The 14,600-nt window shown below is 54.2% G+C and carries 15 protein-coding genes; 11 read left to right on the plus strand and 4 right to left on the minus strand.

The window, feature by feature from the left end:
- Positions 1-79: 79 nt before the first annotated feature.
- On the minus strand, positions 80-2,251 hold the full coding sequence (gene zntA / locus N5C09_RS13335) for a Zn(II)/Cd(II)/Pb(II) translocating P-type ATPase ZntA (protein ID WP_279749201.1): 2,172 nt from the start codon (positions 2,249-2,251) through the stop codon (positions 80-82).
- Positions 2,252-2,327: 76 nt separating this feature from the next.
- Positions 2,328-2,954, minus strand: a complete 627-nt coding sequence (locus N5C09_RS13340) for a lysoplasmalogenase (protein WP_063865366.1) — start codon at positions 2,952-2,954, stop codon at positions 2,328-2,330.
- 129 nt (positions 2,955-3,083) lie between these two features.
- On the opposite strand from N5C09_RS13340, the gene N5C09_RS13345 reads away from it, so the two are divergent.
- The 5 genes from N5C09_RS13345 (at position 3,084) to N5C09_RS13365 (ending at position 6,302) form a co-directional block, all read left to right on the plus strand.
- Positions 3,084-3,443 (plus strand): DUF2500 domain-containing protein, encoded by a 360-nt coding sequence (locus N5C09_RS13345; RefSeq protein ID WP_279749202.1) that lies wholly within the window; start codon positions 3,084-3,086, stop codon positions 3,441-3,443.
- Between the two features lie 236 nt (positions 3,444-3,679).
- Complete coding sequence (locus N5C09_RS13350) at positions 3,680-4,159, plus strand: Hcp family type VI secretion system effector (protein ID WP_279749203.1); 480 nt, start codon at positions 3,680-3,682, stop codon at positions 4,157-4,159.
- Between the two features lie 9 nt (positions 4,160-4,168).
- On the plus strand, positions 4,169-5,047 hold the full coding sequence (locus N5C09_RS13355; RefSeq protein ID WP_279749205.1) for a hypothetical protein: 879 nt from the start codon (positions 4,169-4,171) through the stop codon (positions 5,045-5,047).
- A gap of 1 nt (position 5,048) precedes the next feature.
- Positions 5,049-5,555 carry a hypothetical protein gene (locus N5C09_RS13360; RefSeq protein ID WP_063865371.1) on the plus strand — a complete coding sequence of 169 codons (507 nt, stop codon included), beginning with the start codon at positions 5,049-5,051 and terminating at the stop codon, positions 5,553-5,555.
- Positions 5,556-5,726: 171 nt separating this feature from the next.
- Positions 5,727-6,302 carry a DUF1240 domain-containing protein gene (locus N5C09_RS13365; RefSeq protein WP_279749206.1) on the plus strand — a complete coding sequence of 192 codons (576 nt, stop codon included), beginning with the start codon at positions 5,727-5,729 and terminating at the stop codon, positions 6,300-6,302.
- Between the two features lie 52 nt (positions 6,303-6,354).
- Here N5C09_RS13365 and N5C09_RS13370 read toward each other — a convergent pair whose 3' ends face one another.
- Positions 6,355-6,636: a DUF1145 family protein gene (locus N5C09_RS13370; protein ID WP_063449553.1), complete on the minus strand. Its 282-nt coding sequence runs from the start codon at positions 6,634-6,636 to the stop codon at positions 6,355-6,357.
- Positions 6,620-7,222, minus strand: coding sequence for a 16S rRNA (guanine(966)-N(2))-methyltransferase (gene rsmD / locus N5C09_RS13375; RefSeq protein WP_279749207.1), 603 nt, complete (start codon positions 7,220-7,222; stop codon positions 6,620-6,622). The genes N5C09_RS13370 and rsmD overlap by 17 nt, the downstream gene beginning before the upstream one ends.
- A gap of 126 nt (positions 7,223-7,348) precedes the next feature.
- On the opposite strand from rsmD, the gene ftsY reads away from it, so the two are divergent.
- The 6 genes from ftsY to livJ all read left to right on the plus strand — a co-directional run bounded on the left by ftsY (position 7,349) and on the right by livJ (position 14,332).
- Positions 7,349-8,809 (plus strand): signal recognition particle-docking protein FtsY, encoded by a 1,461-nt coding sequence (gene ftsY, locus N5C09_RS13380; protein ID WP_279749208.1) that lies wholly within the window; start codon positions 7,349-7,351, stop codon positions 8,807-8,809.
- 2 nt (positions 8,810-8,811) lie between these two features.
- Positions 8,812-9,477 carry a cell division ATP-binding protein FtsE gene (ftsE, locus tag N5C09_RS13385; protein WP_063449550.1) on the plus strand — a complete coding sequence of 222 codons (666 nt, stop codon included), beginning with the start codon at positions 8,812-8,814 and terminating at the stop codon, positions 9,475-9,477.
- Positions 9,470-10,525, plus strand: a complete 1,056-nt coding sequence (gene ftsX / locus N5C09_RS13390; protein WP_203465307.1) for a permease-like cell division protein FtsX — start codon at positions 9,470-9,472, stop codon at positions 10,523-10,525. Before ftsE ends, ftsX begins: the two co-directional genes overlap by 8 nt.
- Before the next feature lie 250 nt (positions 10,526-10,775).
- Positions 10,776-11,633 (plus strand): RNA polymerase sigma factor RpoH, encoded by an 858-nt coding sequence (gene rpoH / locus N5C09_RS13395; protein WP_000159624.1) that lies wholly within the window; start codon positions 10,776-10,778, stop codon positions 11,631-11,633.
- A gap of 135 nt (positions 11,634-11,768) precedes the next feature.
- On the plus strand, positions 11,769-13,034 hold the full coding sequence (locus tag N5C09_RS13400; RefSeq protein ID WP_279749209.1) for a 4-aminobutyrate--2-oxoglutarate transaminase: 1,266 nt from the start codon (positions 11,769-11,771) through the stop codon (positions 13,032-13,034).
- A gap of 197 nt (positions 13,035-13,231) precedes the next feature.
- A complete protein-coding gene (livJ, locus tag N5C09_RS13405) occupies positions 13,232-14,332 on the plus strand; it encodes a branched chain amino acid ABC transporter substrate-binding protein LivJ (protein ID WP_279749210.1) in 1,101 nt (366 codons plus the stop codon).
- Positions 14,333-14,600: the final 268 nt, after the last annotated feature.

Below are 14,600 nucleotides of genomic sequence, written 5' to 3' on the forward strand. Positions count from 1 at the left end.
GGGTGGCGGCTGCGCCTTACCCGGCCTACGGTTCAGAGCCGTTGTAGGCCCGGTAAGGCGCAGCCGCCACCGGGCGTTTTTATTGGCGTCGTAATAACCTCAATGCGTTCGCCGTGACCAGCACCGTCGCCCCGGTATCCGCCAGCACCGCCAGCCACAGTCCGGTCATGCCGAGCAGCGTAGTGACGAGAAATATCCCCTTCAGACCCAGCGCAATGCCGATGTTCTGACGAATGTTGGTCCGCGTCGCCCGCGCAAGATCTATCATCTGCGCCAGCCCGGTCAGGCGGTTGTGCGTTAGCGCCGCGTCGGCGGTCTCCAGCGCCACGTCGGTGCCGCTGCCCATGGCAATGCCAATGGTTGAGGCTTTCATCGCCGGGGCATCGTTTATCCCGTCACCGACCATCGCCAGCGGGGCGTGGCTGTTCAGTTCAGTTACCGCGCTGACCTTGTCCGCAGGCAGTAATCCGGCCTTAAACGCCAGCCCCAGCTCGTCGGCAATCGCGGCCGCCGCGCGCGGGTTATCGCCGGTCAGGATCACGCCCTGCACGCCCAGCCTGTGCAGCGCCTCGACGGCGTCTCTCGCATCGTCACGCAGGGTGTCGCGCAGGGCCAACATGCCCATCGGTACGCCGTCCTGCATCACGGCAACGACCGTCTGACCGGCCTGCTCCAGCGCCTCAACCTGTGGCGTAGAGCGCGTACCCGCCGCGACAATCAGCACTTTTTTGTCCTCGACCACGGCTTCAATCCCTGAACCGACCAGCGCTCGTTGAGCGGTTGCTGAAGGAATAGCCAGCCCGCGCGCCTGCGCTTCACGCACGATCGCCTGCGCAAGCGGGTGGGTGGAGCCCTGCTCCACGGCGGCGGCCAGAGTAAGCAGTTCATTTTCGCTGATGTCCTGCGGATACACCCCGGTCACCTGCGGTTTGCCGACGGTCAGCGTACCGGTTTTATCGAAGGCGATGTGCTGGATCTGGCTCAGCTGTTCCAGCGCCGCGCCGCCCTTAATTAGCGCCCCGCGGCGTGCCGCCGCTGCCAGCCCGGAGGTAATCGCCGCCGGGGTGGAAATCACCAGTGCGCACGGGCAGCCGATCAGCAGCAGGGTCAGCCCTTTATAAATCCAGCCCTCCCACGGCGCGCCGAAGAACAGCGGTGGAACGACGGTGACCAGCAGCGCCACCAGCATGATGGCGGGCGTGTAAATCCGGCTGAAGCGATCGATAAAGCGTTCGACCGGCGCGCGGCGCTCCTCGGCTTCTTCGATCAGCTTCAGGATACGGTCGATGGCGCTGTCGCCCGGTTCAGAAAGCACCGTAAGCTGCACCAGGCGGTCGACGCTGGTGGAACCGGCAGGTACCTTTTCACCCGCCGCACGCTCTACAGGAATGGATTCCCCGGTCAGGGCGCTTTCGTCAAAGCTCGCGGTGGCGGTAACGAGCGCCCCATCGGCCGGCAGACGTCCACCTGCGGGCACTTCAATCACGTCGCCCGGGCGCAGGGCGTTAATGGCGACCGTTTCACGAGTACCGTCTATCATGCGTGTGGCGGTTTCTGGCTTCAGCGCCATCAGCGCGCTTACCCCCTTACGCGCCCGACTCGCCGCCCAGCCTTCAAGGCGTTCGCCGATTAAGAACAGCAGCAGCACCATCGCCGCTTCTGCCGTTGCGCCAATGAACAGCGCGCCGATGGCCGCCACGCTCATCAGCGTTTCGATGGCAAACCAGCTTCCGCTCCGCATCAGGCGTAGCGCCTGTCGGGCAATGGGGAACAGGCCGACCAGCGTGGTGGCGATAAACGCCAGGTTGCCGAACGGGTGGTTAACCTGTTCCAGCCCCCAGCTCAGGGCCATCATGATGATGAGGATAATGAGCGGCAGGTTTTCTTTCAGGGGAGAGGTTTTTTCGGCAGGTGCCGTTTCGCTGCGCAGAGTATAGCCCGCCTTGCTGACGGCGGCTTCAACCTGCTTGCTGACGTCTTTTTCGGCGCTGACCATCAGCTTTTCGGTGGCGAACAGGACCTGAACGTGGTTCACGCCCGGTACCTGCTTCACCGCGTTTTCTACCTTGCGGGCGCAGGCTGCGCAGTCCATACCGTTGACCACCCAGCTGTAGCGGTTGCCGCTTTCAGGAAGCGTTTGGATTGGTGTTTCGCACGTCCCTTCGCAGCAGCAGTCGTCTTTTGCCGGAACCGGGCTGAGCTTAAGTGCCGAGAACTGTGGAACTTTGTTAGGTGTTTCTGGAGTCGACATGGCAGTCTCCGGTAATGATAATTTTCTCATTAACCGCAGCATACACTCTGGAGTCGACTCCAGAGTCAAGCGTTATTTAGATATACAGCGAACGCACAATCAGGAAGTGCCCGGCGAAGTAGCAGGCAGCGGAAATCGCATTATCCGCGCGGAAGCGGCGGCGATAGTGGCTGCCCAGCCAGACGATATTGCCGAGCAGCAGCAGCGCGGCCCCGAAGAAGGCAGACATTGCCTGTGAGGTTGGGCGGAAGAACCACAGCTCACCGGCCAGCCACACCATCACCAGCGTCATGGCGATAAAGGTACACACCGGCAGACGCATCTCCTCCAGACGCGACCAGATCACCGCGATCAGCAGGGCGCCAATCACCAGCAGCACCAGCGGCAGCGGCCAGAAGATGGAGAGCGTCATCTGGCTGGCAAAATAGATGGTGTAAAGCAGATGCGACAGGAAGAACGCCCCTACGGCGTACAGCAGGCGCTGGCGCGGCAGCAGGGTTAAGGCATCGCCAATCAGGGAGGCACACAGCCCGGCGAGCACCAGATAACTGATGGCGTTGAACATGGGGGCCTGCCAGGCAAGCAACAGCAGGAGCAATAGCGTGACGGGTTTAAACAACCAGCGCTGCCAGGCTGGGCCACGGTAGGACGCATCGACATAAAGCCATGCGGAAAAACAGACAGCGATAAATGACCAAAGCATATTAACTCCCTGTAACTGTTGAGGCTGAATAATCAGTTTCTGATCCAGTGTAGTGACGCGAGCGGGCGTTTGGCAATGCCGGGGCAGGCGAGGTATCCTGAATTCCGCATAATCTGATGGGATTTTTCAATGAGCAAGATGCCCCTGTTTTTCATCATCGTGGTGGCGATCATCGTCATTGCCGCCTCGTTTCGCTTCGTGCAGCAGCGCCGTGAGAAGGCCGACAACGATGCCGCGCCGCTGTTGCACAAGCGCGTGGTGGTGGCGAACAAACGCGAGAAACCGCTTAACGACCGCCGCTCTCGCCAGCAGCAGGTGACGCCTGCGGGGACAACGATGCGCTATGAAGCAAGCTTTAAGCCGGAAACCGGCGGGCTGGAGATGACCTTCCGCCTGGAGGCGCAGCAGTATCACCAGCTGACGGTGGGAGATAAAGGTACGTTGAGCTACAAAGGGTCGCGGTTCGAAGGGTTTGAACCGGAGCTGTGACGCCGGGCGGCACTGCGTTCTTTACGTCAGTGCCAACAATAAATCAAACTGGCATATATATGAGCCAGCAAATATATTCCTGATTAATATTTTTGTAATTATGTCGTAGCCATAATTTTTTTAGTTGGTGAAAGTTTCGCTTGCATCACTATTCTTCCATGGGTATTTCAATACTCTAATAATGTTATGCCATTTCAAGCATAAGCATTTATTTTGAAAGAGGTTGAGAGATTCATATGGCGAATATAATGTGGTTGACTTTAAAGGGAACGTCTCAGGGCATGATTTCTGCTGGATGTGCTTCTGTGAATTCCATAGGCAATAAAGCGCAGCTTGCTCACCAGGATCAAATAATGGTCATGGCTGTTCATCACGGCATGAGCCGTGCAAAAAATGTGAACCACCAGTGCCTGACATTTATTAAGCCCGTGGACAAGTCTTCCCCTTTATTAGGAAAAGCGATTACTGATAATGAAACGTTAAGCTGTGAATTTCACTTCTATCGCACCAGCCAGACGGGATTAAACGAGTGTTATTATGTGTTAAAACTGATTAATGCCAGAATATCCAGCATCCATTTGCAAGTGCCGCATACCATAAATGATAGCGAGGGGCAGCCAGAGGAAATCATAGAGCTGTCATACGAATCTATTGCCTGGGAGCATCGTATTGCTGGAACCAGCGCCTACAGTATCTGGGATGCACGAGATTTTTAAGGACTTAAGATGAAAGGGTATTCGGACTGGATAAGGGATCATCGTGAAGATATTCTCAAAGGAAATAACTGGCAGCGTAATCAGCGTTTCGAAAATGAAATCAGGCAGCTGAAAAATAGCCTGGTCAACAATGCTCATCACATTATGCTGCTCACGCCTGACGAGGCGCAGGGTGTGGTTGACGATTTGTTAGGTAGTCAGCCTGTCAGCTTTTCCACAACCTATGCCGGTAACATCAAAGAGACGGTTTCTGCGGCTAAAAGTCTGTCAAAACTCTTTACTTATCAGCAGGCTGGAAAGATTGTTTTCACGCTAAAAGGCTTTGGGATCAAAGCCACACAGTATGTTTATCGGGGAAAGCTGTATGTGAAGATTACGGGCTACCCTTCTTTACGACGCATTCTTAACGGAACGCGTTACCGGATTAATCATCCCAAAGTGCTCGAGGTGGGTATAGGTAGTGCCGGGTTTCGAAACGGTATTATGTCAGGAGCCAGATTCTGCATCTGGTTTTCAGCATGCTGGCGGTTGGTGGAGTTGATCTTTAAATCCGAGCATGACGTCGCCGCATTTCTGGGGAATGTCACGATGGACGTGGCTAAAGTGATTGTTAGTGTATTTGCTTCGAGATTAGCAGGGGAAGGGATCTCGTTGGCTATATCACCCTTTTTAGCGAGTGCGGCTGTTCCTGTGTGGGGGCAAATAATATGTGTGGTTGCGTTAGGTGTATTGATTGCTTATTCGTTGAATGTGTTAGACGACCAGTGCGATTTATCAAATAAGCTTATAGATTATCTCAGAAATGGGCTGAAAGAAAAGCAAAAAATTGCAGAGAGGAACGCTCGAAATTCAGTATATGGTAGTTCCTTTTACCAAAGGAATTACTGATATGAGTGTTAACATGAATCTCGATAAAATAAAGACAAGATGTGGTTGTTTTTTTTGCTTGATATTATTTAGTGTTATCACTTGGGGTTGTTATGAAGCGAGCGTGCCAGCTGTAACCGAACTCATTCAATCAAGAAGCATTGTCTGTTTTTTATGGGGTTCATTTTTTTTGTTGTTTGTTTTCCCGGTTTGTTGTTGTTTTGTTTTCGTGATTGCATACGTGACATTTACTAAAAACATGCAGCCACCCAGGTTCTTCGCTAAAGGTATTACCGTTGGTTTTCACGTTATGGGTGCAGGATTTATTATTGGCAACATCCTCTCCCTTATCGCCATATTTTATCCCCTTGGAACCAACTATGTGTTATGTGAGCGCCCAGGGCCATTTTCTGGAACGTATTACACCCGGACCGAAGAGATTTGCACGCAGGTTAAATACCTGCTCAAAACAAGAGCCAGAGATATCGAAAAACTCAATGACAAACTGGACGGCGTATCGTCGCAGTGATGGGGAAGGTGACGATGGATGTATGGCGTGAGGATGTTCCTGTTTGGGGGCAGATAATACGTGTGATTGCATTTGGGGTATTGATAATTTATTAGCTGAATGTTTTGGGCAACAGAACGATTTATCAAATAACCATTATAAATTGCATGAGAAATAGCATGAAACAGCAGTATGAAACGGCAGAGTGGAACGATCGATGCTCGCTATATGAAGGCGCATTTCAGCTCGGGAATTACTGATATGAATCTTAGTATTAATCTTAATAAAATTAAAAGAAGATGCTTTTTGTTTTTTTGTATCTTCTTTTATGGTGCTTTTGCCTGGGGTTTTTATTGGGCTAGTGTGCCCGATATAACCGATATTATTGAATCCAGAAGCATTATTTATTTTTTCTGGGGTTCTTTTTTTATGTTGTTTGTTTTCCCGGTAGCTTGTTGCTTTGTTTTAGTTATTGTCTATATGACATTTTCGAAGAACATGGAGCCACCCAAGTTTTTCGCTAAAGGAATTACCGTCGCTTTTCACTTTATGGGGGCAGGATTTGTCATTGGCAACATCCTCTCTTTTATCGTCATATTTTATCCCCTTGGAACCAACTATGTCTTATGCGAACGTTCAGGGCCGTTTTCTGGAACGTATTACACCCGGACCGAAGAGATTTGCACACAGGTAAAACACCTGCTCAAAACGAGAGCCAGAGATATCGAAAAACTCAATGACCAACTGGACGGCGTATCGTCGCAGTAAGGGTTATCTGAAGGCCCGGATCGCTGCGCGCCACCGGGCATAAGGCCATATCTTACTTCTTCACCTGCGCCTTAAACTTCTTCATCCACACCAGCAGCTCAAACACGCCGAAAATAAACACCCGCAGCTGCTGCCAGCCGGTCATCGGTGGGCCATCTTTCGGCAGACCGTTTTTCAGCATCACCATCTGAAGGGCATGCATAAACGCGGTAAAAATCAGCGCCACGTTAACAAAGATATTCAGCGGGCGCGGGAACGGGTGCACCAGATTTAAAATCAAAAATGCCCAGACGCCCAGCATCAGCAAGCGCCCTACGTTAATCAGTACTGGCATCGGATCCTCCTTGTGCCTGACGGTGATACAGACGATAAGCCACCTGACCGGCGACCTTTTCGCGGTGCAGATCCCAGTGAACGGGAACGGGCGGCAGGCCATTTTCCACTTCGCTTTCAACGTAAATCAGCGCGTCGTCTGCCAGCCAGCCATTTTTTTCCAGCAACGATAACGTCTCTTCCAGCAGCCCTTTACGGAACGGCGGATCGACAAACACCACGTTGAACGGCGTCCCCTTTTGCGCAAGGAAGATCAGCGTGTTGGTGTTCACTACCTTCGCGTTGGTTGCCTTCAGCGTAGCCAAATTTTGCTGCAACGTCTGCGCAACGCCGCGTTCCATCTCCAGCAGCGTGGCGCTGGCGGCATAGCGAGACAGCGCTTCCAGCCCCAGTGCGCCGCTTCCGGCGAAGCAGTCCAGGCAGTTGGCGTCTACCATTGACGGGGCAAGCCAGTTAAACAGCGTCTCGCGTACGCGGTCCGTGGTAGGGCGTAAACCGGGGCTGTCCGGCACCGGTAATTTCCGGCCTCGCCACTGACCGCCGATAATTCGAATTTGACCGGCCGGGGCGCGGGTGGGTTTCTTCATCTCAGGAAAGCTCTGTTAACAATGCCCTGCGATTGCGGGCGGTGATGTCAATTAAGTAAAGTGTTAGACTATTTCATCATTTTTTTAGCTTCCCTGTATATAGCGCCGCGAGGAGTGTAGTCGCAGATGGCAAAACAAAAAAAACGTGGCTTCTTTTCCTGGTTGGGTTTCGGTGAAAAAGAGCAAGAAACAGAACAGAAAACCGAAGAACAACAGGTTGTAGAAGAGCAGTCACAGCCTGAAACGCCTGTCGAAACCGCTGCGATTGTCGAAGCGGAAGAACCAGCGCACAGCAAAGAAGAGATTGAATCCTTTGCTGAAGAGGTGGTTGAGGTCACTGAACAGGTTCAGGAGAGCGAAAAACCAGAGCCGGTTATGGTAGAAACCCTTACCGAAGCGCCGCAGGCCGCTATCGAACACGAAGCGCTGCCGCTGCCGGAAGAGGTGAAAACCGAAGAAGTTTCTGCCGAAGAGTGGCAGGCCGAAGCGGAAACCGTTGAAATTGTTGAGGCGGTGGAAGAAGAGGCGGCCCTTGAGCCTGAACTGACCGACGAAGAGCTGGAAGCCCAGGCGCTGGCGGCGGAAGCCGCTGAAGAAGCGGTCATTGTTGTGCCGGTAGAAGAGCAGGCCGAAGACGAGATCGCTCAGGAGCAGGAAAAACCAACCAAAGAAGGTTTCTTCGCGCGCCTGAAACGCAGCCTGTTAAAAACCAAAGAAAACTTAGGTTCCGGATTTATCAGTCTGTTCCGCGGCAAAAAAATCGACGACGATCTGTTTGAGGAGCTGGAAGAACAGCTGCTGATCGCGGACGTGGGCGTGGAAACCACCCGGAAGATCATCACCAACCTGACCGAAGGGGCGAGCCGCAAGCAGCTGCGTGACGCCGAGGCGCTGTACGGCCTGCTGAAAGACGAGATGGGCGAAATTCTCGCAAAAGTTGACGAACCGCTTAATATTGAAGGCAAAATGCCCTTTGTTATTCTGATGGTTGGCGTCAACGGCGTGGGTAAAACCACCACCATCGGCAAGCTGGCGCGCCAGTTTGAGCAGCAGGGCAAATCGGTGATGCTGGCGGCGGGCGATACCTTCCGTGCGGCAGCGGTGGAGCAGCTCCAGGTGTGGGGCCAGCGCAATAACATTCCGGTGATTGCCCAGCACACCGGCGCGGATTCTGCGTCCGTGATTTTCGATGCCATCCAGGCGGCGAAGTCGCGTAACGTGGACGTGCTGATTGCGGATACCGCAGGGCGTTTGCAGAACAAATCGCACCTGATGGAAGAACTGAAGAAAATCGTTCGCGTCATGAAGAAGCTGGACGAAGAGGCACCGCATGAAATTATGCTGACTATCGACGCCAGCACCGGACAGAACGCCATTAGCCAGGCGAAGCTGTTCCATGAAGCGGTAGGACTGACCGGGATCACGCTGACCAAGCTGGACGGCACTGCGAAAGGCGGGGTGATCTTCTCTGTGGCCGACCAGTTCGGCATTCCTATCCGTTACATCGGTGTGGGCGAGCGTATTGAGGATTTACGTCCGTTTAAAGCGGACGACTTTATTGAGGCACTTTTTGCCCGAGAGGACTAACAATGATTCGCTTTGAACACGTCAGCAAGGCCTATCTCGGTGGGAGACAAGCGCTACAGGGGGTGACATTTCACCTCCAGCCAGGCGAGATGGCATTCCTGACCGGCCATTCCGGCGCGGGGAAAAGTACTCTGCTCAAGCTGATCTGTGGGATCGAGCGGCCAAGCGCCGGGAAAATCTGGTTCAGCGGCCATGACATTAGCCGTCTTAAGAACCGTGAAGTGCCGTTTCTGCGTCGTCAGATCGGCATGATTTTCCAGGATCACCACCTGCTGATGGATCGCACGGTTTTCGATAACGTCGCGATCCCGCTGATTATTGCCGGCGCCAGTTACGATGATATCCGCCGTCGCGTCTCCGCGGCGCTGGATAAGGTCGGGCTGCTGGACAAAGCGAAGAACTTCCCTATCCAGCTGTCCGGCGGTGAGCAGCAGCGCGTGGGCATTGCCCGTGCGGTGGTGAACAAGCCAGCCGTTTTGCTGGCGGATGAACCGACCGGTAACCTGGACGATGCCCTCTCCGAAGGCATCCTGCGTCTGTTTGAGGAATTTAACCGCGTGGGGGTAACGGTACTGATGGCGACGCACGATATGGGGCTGATCTCCCGCCGTTCGTACCGCATGCTGACCCTGAGCGACGGGCATTTGCACGGAGGCCACGGTGAATAAGCGTGATGCAATGAACCAGATTCGGCAGTTCAGCAACCGGTTTGACCGTTTCCGCAAGCCTCAGGGCGGCGGGGACGGCAATCGCCCTGCGCCTAAGCGTGCCAAAGCGACACCGAAGCCGAACTCCCGCAAAACCAACGTCTTTAACGAACAGGTGCGCTACGCCTTCCAGGGCGCGTTGCAGGATCTGAAAAGCAAACCGCTGGCGACGTTCCTGACGGTGATGGTGATTGCCATCTCCCTGACGCTGCCGAGTGTCTGCTACATGGTTTACAAAAACGTTAACCAGGCGGCGTCCCAGTATTATCCGTCGCCGCAGATCACCGTTTATCTGGATAAAGCGCTCGACGATAACGCGGCGGCGCAGGTGGTCGGGCAGATTCAGGCCGAACAGGGCGTGGAGAAGGTGAACTATCTCTCCCGCGATGAAGCACTGGGCGAGTTCCGCAACTGGTCCGGGTTCGGCGGGGCGCTGGATATGCTCGAAGAGAACCCGCTGCCCGCCGTGGCGGTGGTGATCCCGAAGCTGGATTTCCAGGGCACGGATTCGCTCAACACCCTGCGCGACCGCATTACCCGCATCAACGGGATTGATGAAGTGCGCATGGACGACAGCTGGTTTGCCCGTCTTGCCGCCCTGACCGGGCTGGTAGGACGCGTGTCGGCGATGATTGGCGTGCTGATGGTTGCGGCGGTCTTCCTCGTCATCGGTAACAGCGTTCGCCTGAGCATCTTCGCCCGTCGCGATACCATCAACGTGCAGAAGCTGATTGGTGCAACGGATGGTTTCATCCTGCGTCCGTTCCTTTACGGTGGCGCGCTGCTCGGTTTTTCCGGCGCATTTCTTTCACTGATATTGTCAGAAATTTTGGTGATGCGGCTTTCGTCTGCCGTCACCGAAGTGGCGCAGGTTTTCGGAACGAAGTTTGATATCAGTGGCTTAGGCTTCGATGAGTGCCTGCTTTTGCTGCTGGTCTGCTCCATGATCGGCTGGATAGCGGCATGGCTGGCAACGGTTCAACATTTACGCCACTTTACTCCCGACTAATAAAAGCGTGATATAATCTTTCCCTGCACCGAGATGTTCGCTTGCAGGGAAAGCGTCCCTGTCGTCTCTTCCCCTGTAATCATCTTCATGTCACATTTTGTGCGTAATTTATTCACGGTTGCACCTGGAACTTGTGGATAAAATCACTGTCTGATAAAAGAGTGAATGCTAATCTCGTTGCTCAAACGCTTTGGCATGGTTGTTGCCTGACGGGGACAACCTGGACCAGAAGAAACATTGAGAGGAATGAATGACCAAAGAAATGCAAACTTTAGCTTTAGCCCCTGTTGGTAACCTGGAATCTTACATCCGGGCTGCGAACACCTGGCCGATGTTAACGGCTGAGGAAGAAAAGGAGCTTGCTGAAAAGCTGCATTACCAGGGCGATCTGGAAGCAGCTAAAACGCTGATCCTGTCTCACCTGCGCTTTGTTGTTCACGTTGCTCGTAATTACGCGGGCTACGGCCTGCCGCAGGCGGACTTGATTCAGGAAGGTAACATTGGCCTGATGAAAGCGGTGCGTCGCTTTAACCCGGAAGTGGGTGTGCGACTGGTCTCCTTCGCCGTGCACTGGATCAAAGCGGAAATTCACGAATACGTTCTGCGTAACTGGCGTATTGTGAAGGTCGCCACGACGAAAGCGCAGCGCAAACTGTTCTTCAACCTGCGTAAAACCAAGCAGCGTCTGGGCTGGTTTAATCAGGATGAAGTGGAAATGGTCGCGCGCGAACTGGGCGTTTCCAGCAAAGACGTCCGCGAGATGGAATCCCGTATGGCCGCGCAGGACATGACGTTTGATATGTCTGCCGACGACGATGCGTCCGACAGCCAGCCGATGGCCCCGGTCCTGTATCTTCAGGATAAAACCTCTAACTTTGCTGATGGCATTGAAGAGGATAACTGGGAAGACCAGGCGGCAAACAAGCTGACCTTCGCGATGGAAGGCCTCGACGAGCGTAGCCAGGATATCATCCGTGCCCGCTGGCTGGACGAAGATAACAAGTCCACCTTGCAGGAGCTGGCCGACCGCTACGGCGTCTCCGCTGAACGTGTGCGTCAGCTTGAGAAGAACGCCATGAAAAAACTTCGCGCCGCTATCGAAGCGTAATTCAGGCGAAGTCCCCGATAACCCTCGAATGCAAATTCGGGGGTTCTGTTTTTTTAGCGCCCGCTCTGGCGAATTTCTCCCCCCTGGCAAACACTTACTGATGCGCTAAGCAGGCGACATTCTCAGGGGGTCAGGGTGAAAAATAACGAACTGAATGACCGACGTATCCAGGCAACGCCGCGCGGTATCGGCGTCATGTGTCACTTCTATGCCGATAAAGCCGAAAACGCCACGGTGTGGGACGTGGAAGGTAACGAGTATATTGATTTTGCCGCCGGGATCGCCGTGCTGAATACCGGCCATCGCCATCCAAAAGTTATCGCTGCCATCGAAAAACAGCTTCACGCCTTTACCCATACCGCTTATCAAATCGTCCCCTACGAAGGCTATGTGGCGCTTGCCGAGCGCATCAACCAGCGCGTGCCGATAGAGGGGCCGGCCAAAACCGCCTTTTTCTCAACCGGTGCAGAAGCGGTCGAAAACGCGGTGAAAATTGCCCGCGCGTATACCAGACGTCCCGGCCTCATCACTTTCGGCGGCGCGTTCCATGGCCGTACCTTTATGACCATGGCGCTGACCGGCAAAGTGGCGCCCTATAAGCTCGGCTTCGGCCCGTTCCCCGGCTCGGTCTACCACGCGCAATTCCCCAACGACCTGCACGGGGTCAGTACCGCCGAAGCGCTAAAAAGCCTGGAGCGCATTTTCAAAGCCGACATCGCGCCCGATCAGGTGGCGGCCATCATTATTGAACCGGTTCAGGGGGAAGGCGGGTTCAACGTCGCGCCCGCTGATTTCATGCAGGCGCTGCGTGCCCTGTGCGACACGCACGGTATTTTGCTGATTGCCGATGAAGTACAAACCGGCTTCGCCCGCACCGGCAAGCTGTTCTCCATGGAAAACCATTGCGTGAAGCCGGACCTCATCACCATGGCGAAAAGCCTGGCGGGCGGGATGCCGCTCTCAGCGGTATCGGGCCGTGCCGAGGTGATGGATGCGCCTGCGCCTGGCGGGCTGGGCGGCACCTACGCGGGCAACCCGCTGGCGATCGCCGCGGCCCATGCGGTGCTGGACGTGATTGACGAAGACAACCTCTGCACGCGCGCGTCTCATCTCGGCCATCATCTGGTCGAGGTGCTGAATAAAGCGAAGGATGGCTGTTCTTATATCGCCGATATCCGCGCGCAGGGCTCAATGGTGGCGGTAGAATTTACCGATCCGCAAACCGGGCAGCCGTCGCCGGAATTTACCCGCCAGGTTCAGGAGCGCGCGCTGAACGAAGGGCTGTTGCTCCTGAGCTGCGGCGTTTACGGCAACGTGATCCGTTTTCTCTATCCGCTCACCATCCCCGAAGCACAGTTCCGTAAAGCGCTGGATATTATTTCCGCCTCGCTGACACGATAAAGCCAAACGCCCGGCTGAAATAACGGTCGGGCCTATCATATTTTCATTTCAAATTAGCTATTCCAAAATCATAAAAATGGGGTATGTTTTAGCAGAGTATGCTGAAAAAGCGCGACCAGCAGGCCTATAACTGAAATAAAGCGCTACACAACAACATCACAACAATCGTTATAACCATAATAATGGGGAATCTCAGGATGAATATGAAGGGTAAAGCGTTACTGGCAGGATGTATCGCGTTGGCATTCAGCACCATGGCGCAGGCCGATATTAAAGTGGCCGTGGTGGGCGCGATGTCCGGCCCGGTAGCACAGTACGGCGACCAGGAATTTACGGGCGCAGAACAGGCGGTTGCAGACATTAATGCTAAGGGCGGTATCAAGGGCGAAAAGCTGCAAATCGTAAAATATGACGATGCCTGTGACCCGAAACAGGCGGTCGCGGTGGCGAACAAAGTGGTGAACGACGGCATCAAATACGTTATCGGTCACCTGTGCTCCTCCTCCACGCAGCCTGCGTCTGATATCTACGAAGACGAAGGCATTCTGATGATCACCCCGGCAGCGACGGCACCCGAGCTGACTGCGCGCGGCTATAAGCTGATCCTGCGCACCACCGGTCTGGACTCCGATCAGGGCCCAACCGCCGCGAAGTACATCGTGGAGAAAGTGAAGCCGCAGCGCATCGCGATTGTTCATGATAAACAGCAGTACGGTGAAGGCCTGGCGCGCGCGGTGCAGGACAACCTGAAAAAAGCGAACGCCAACGTGGTGTTCTTTGACGGTATCACCGCCGGCGAGAAAGATTTCTCTACCCTGGTGGCGCGTCTGAAGAAAGAGAATATCGACTTCGTTTACTACGGCGGCTATCACCCGGAAATGGGGCAGATCCTGCGTCAGGCGCGTGCGGCGGGTCTGAAGACTCAGTTCATGGGGCCAGAAGGCGTGGCGAACGTTTCCCTGTCTAACATCGCAGGTGAATCTGCCGAAGGCCTGCTGGTGACCAAGCCGAAGAACTACGATCAGGTACCTGCGAACAAACCAGTGGTGGATGCCATCAAGGCGAAGAAACAGGATCCAAGCGGTGCGTTCGTGTGGACCACCTACGCAGCGTTGCAGTCTCTGCAAGCGGGCCTGAACCAGTCAGCCGATCCGACGGAGATTGCCACCTGGCTGAAAGCGAATTCGGTAGAAACCGTGATGGGGCCGCTCTCCTGGGATGAGAAGGGCGACCTGAAGGGCTTTGAGTTCGGCGTGTTTGACTGGCATGCTAACGGAACGGCAACTGACGCCAAATAATTTTCCTGCGGCGGGCGGGATTTACCGCTCGCCGTCTCTCCTCTCCTCGCTTTTTTCTTTCCCGCCTCCGGTTTTGTTTACTATCACTACAATATTATTTAGCGCCATCGCACTATGCTTTTGCCTGATGATTAAGAACAATCGGGCAAACCAGAAGGTGATATTGATCAAACAACATGTTTCAGGGCTTTTACTACCGCCTCGTCTGTGCTTTTCTTATGCACTTTTAGCGTAACCCAACGAATTTACTACATTTATTGTGGTTATT

This window comes from Enterobacter sp. GD03975, assembly GCF_029838645.1.
Classification (GTDB): Bacteria; Pseudomonadota; Gammaproteobacteria; order Enterobacterales; family Enterobacteriaceae; genus Enterobacter; species Enterobacter quasihormaechei.

What these genes read in the sequence shown, in the direction of transcription:
- zntA (WP_279749201.1), bottom strand. Translation starts at nt 2,251, where the DNA reads ATGTCGACTCCAGAAACACCTAACAAAGTTCCACAGTTCTCGGCACTT.
- N5C09_RS13340 (WP_063865366.1), bottom strand. Translation starts at nt 2,954, where the DNA reads ATGCTTTGGTCATTTATCGCTGTCTGTTTTTCCGCATGGCTTTATGTC.
- N5C09_RS13345 (WP_279749202.1), top strand. Translation starts at nt 3,084, where the DNA reads ATGAGCAAGATGCCCCTGTTTTTCATCATCGTGGTGGCGATCATCGTC.
- N5C09_RS13350 (WP_279749203.1), top strand. Translation starts at nt 3,680, where the DNA reads ATGGCGAATATAATGTGGTTGACTTTAAAGGGAACGTCTCAGGGCATG.
- N5C09_RS13355 (WP_279749205.1), top strand. Translation starts at nt 4,169, where the DNA reads ATGAAAGGGTATTCGGACTGGATAAGGGATCATCGTGAAGATATTCTC.
- N5C09_RS13360 (WP_063865371.1), top strand. Translation starts at nt 5,049, where the DNA reads ATGAGTGTTAACATGAATCTCGATAAAATAAAGACAAGATGTGGTTGT.
- N5C09_RS13365 (WP_279749206.1), top strand. Translation starts at nt 5,727, where the DNA reads ATGAAACGGCAGAGTGGAACGATCGATGCTCGCTATATGAAGGCGCAT.
- N5C09_RS13370 (WP_063449553.1), bottom strand. Translation starts at nt 6,636, where the DNA reads ATGCCAGTACTGATTAACGTAGGGCGCTTGCTGATGCTGGGCGTCTGG.
- rsmD (WP_279749207.1), bottom strand. Translation starts at nt 7,222, where the DNA reads ATGAAGAAACCCACCCGCGCCCCGGCCGGTCAAATTCGAATTATCGGC.
- ftsY (WP_279749208.1), top strand. Translation starts at nt 7,349, where the DNA reads ATGGCAAAACAAAAAAAACGTGGCTTCTTTTCCTGGTTGGGTTTCGGT.
- ftsE (WP_063449550.1), top strand. Translation starts at nt 8,812, where the DNA reads ATGATTCGCTTTGAACACGTCAGCAAGGCCTATCTCGGTGGGAGACAA.
- rpoH (WP_000159624.1), top strand. Translation starts at nt 10,776, where the DNA reads ATGACCAAAGAAATGCAAACTTTAGCTTTAGCCCCTGTTGGTAACCTG.
- livJ (WP_279749210.1), top strand. Translation starts at nt 13,232, where the DNA reads ATGAATATGAAGGGTAAAGCGTTACTGGCAGGATGTATCGCGTTGGCA.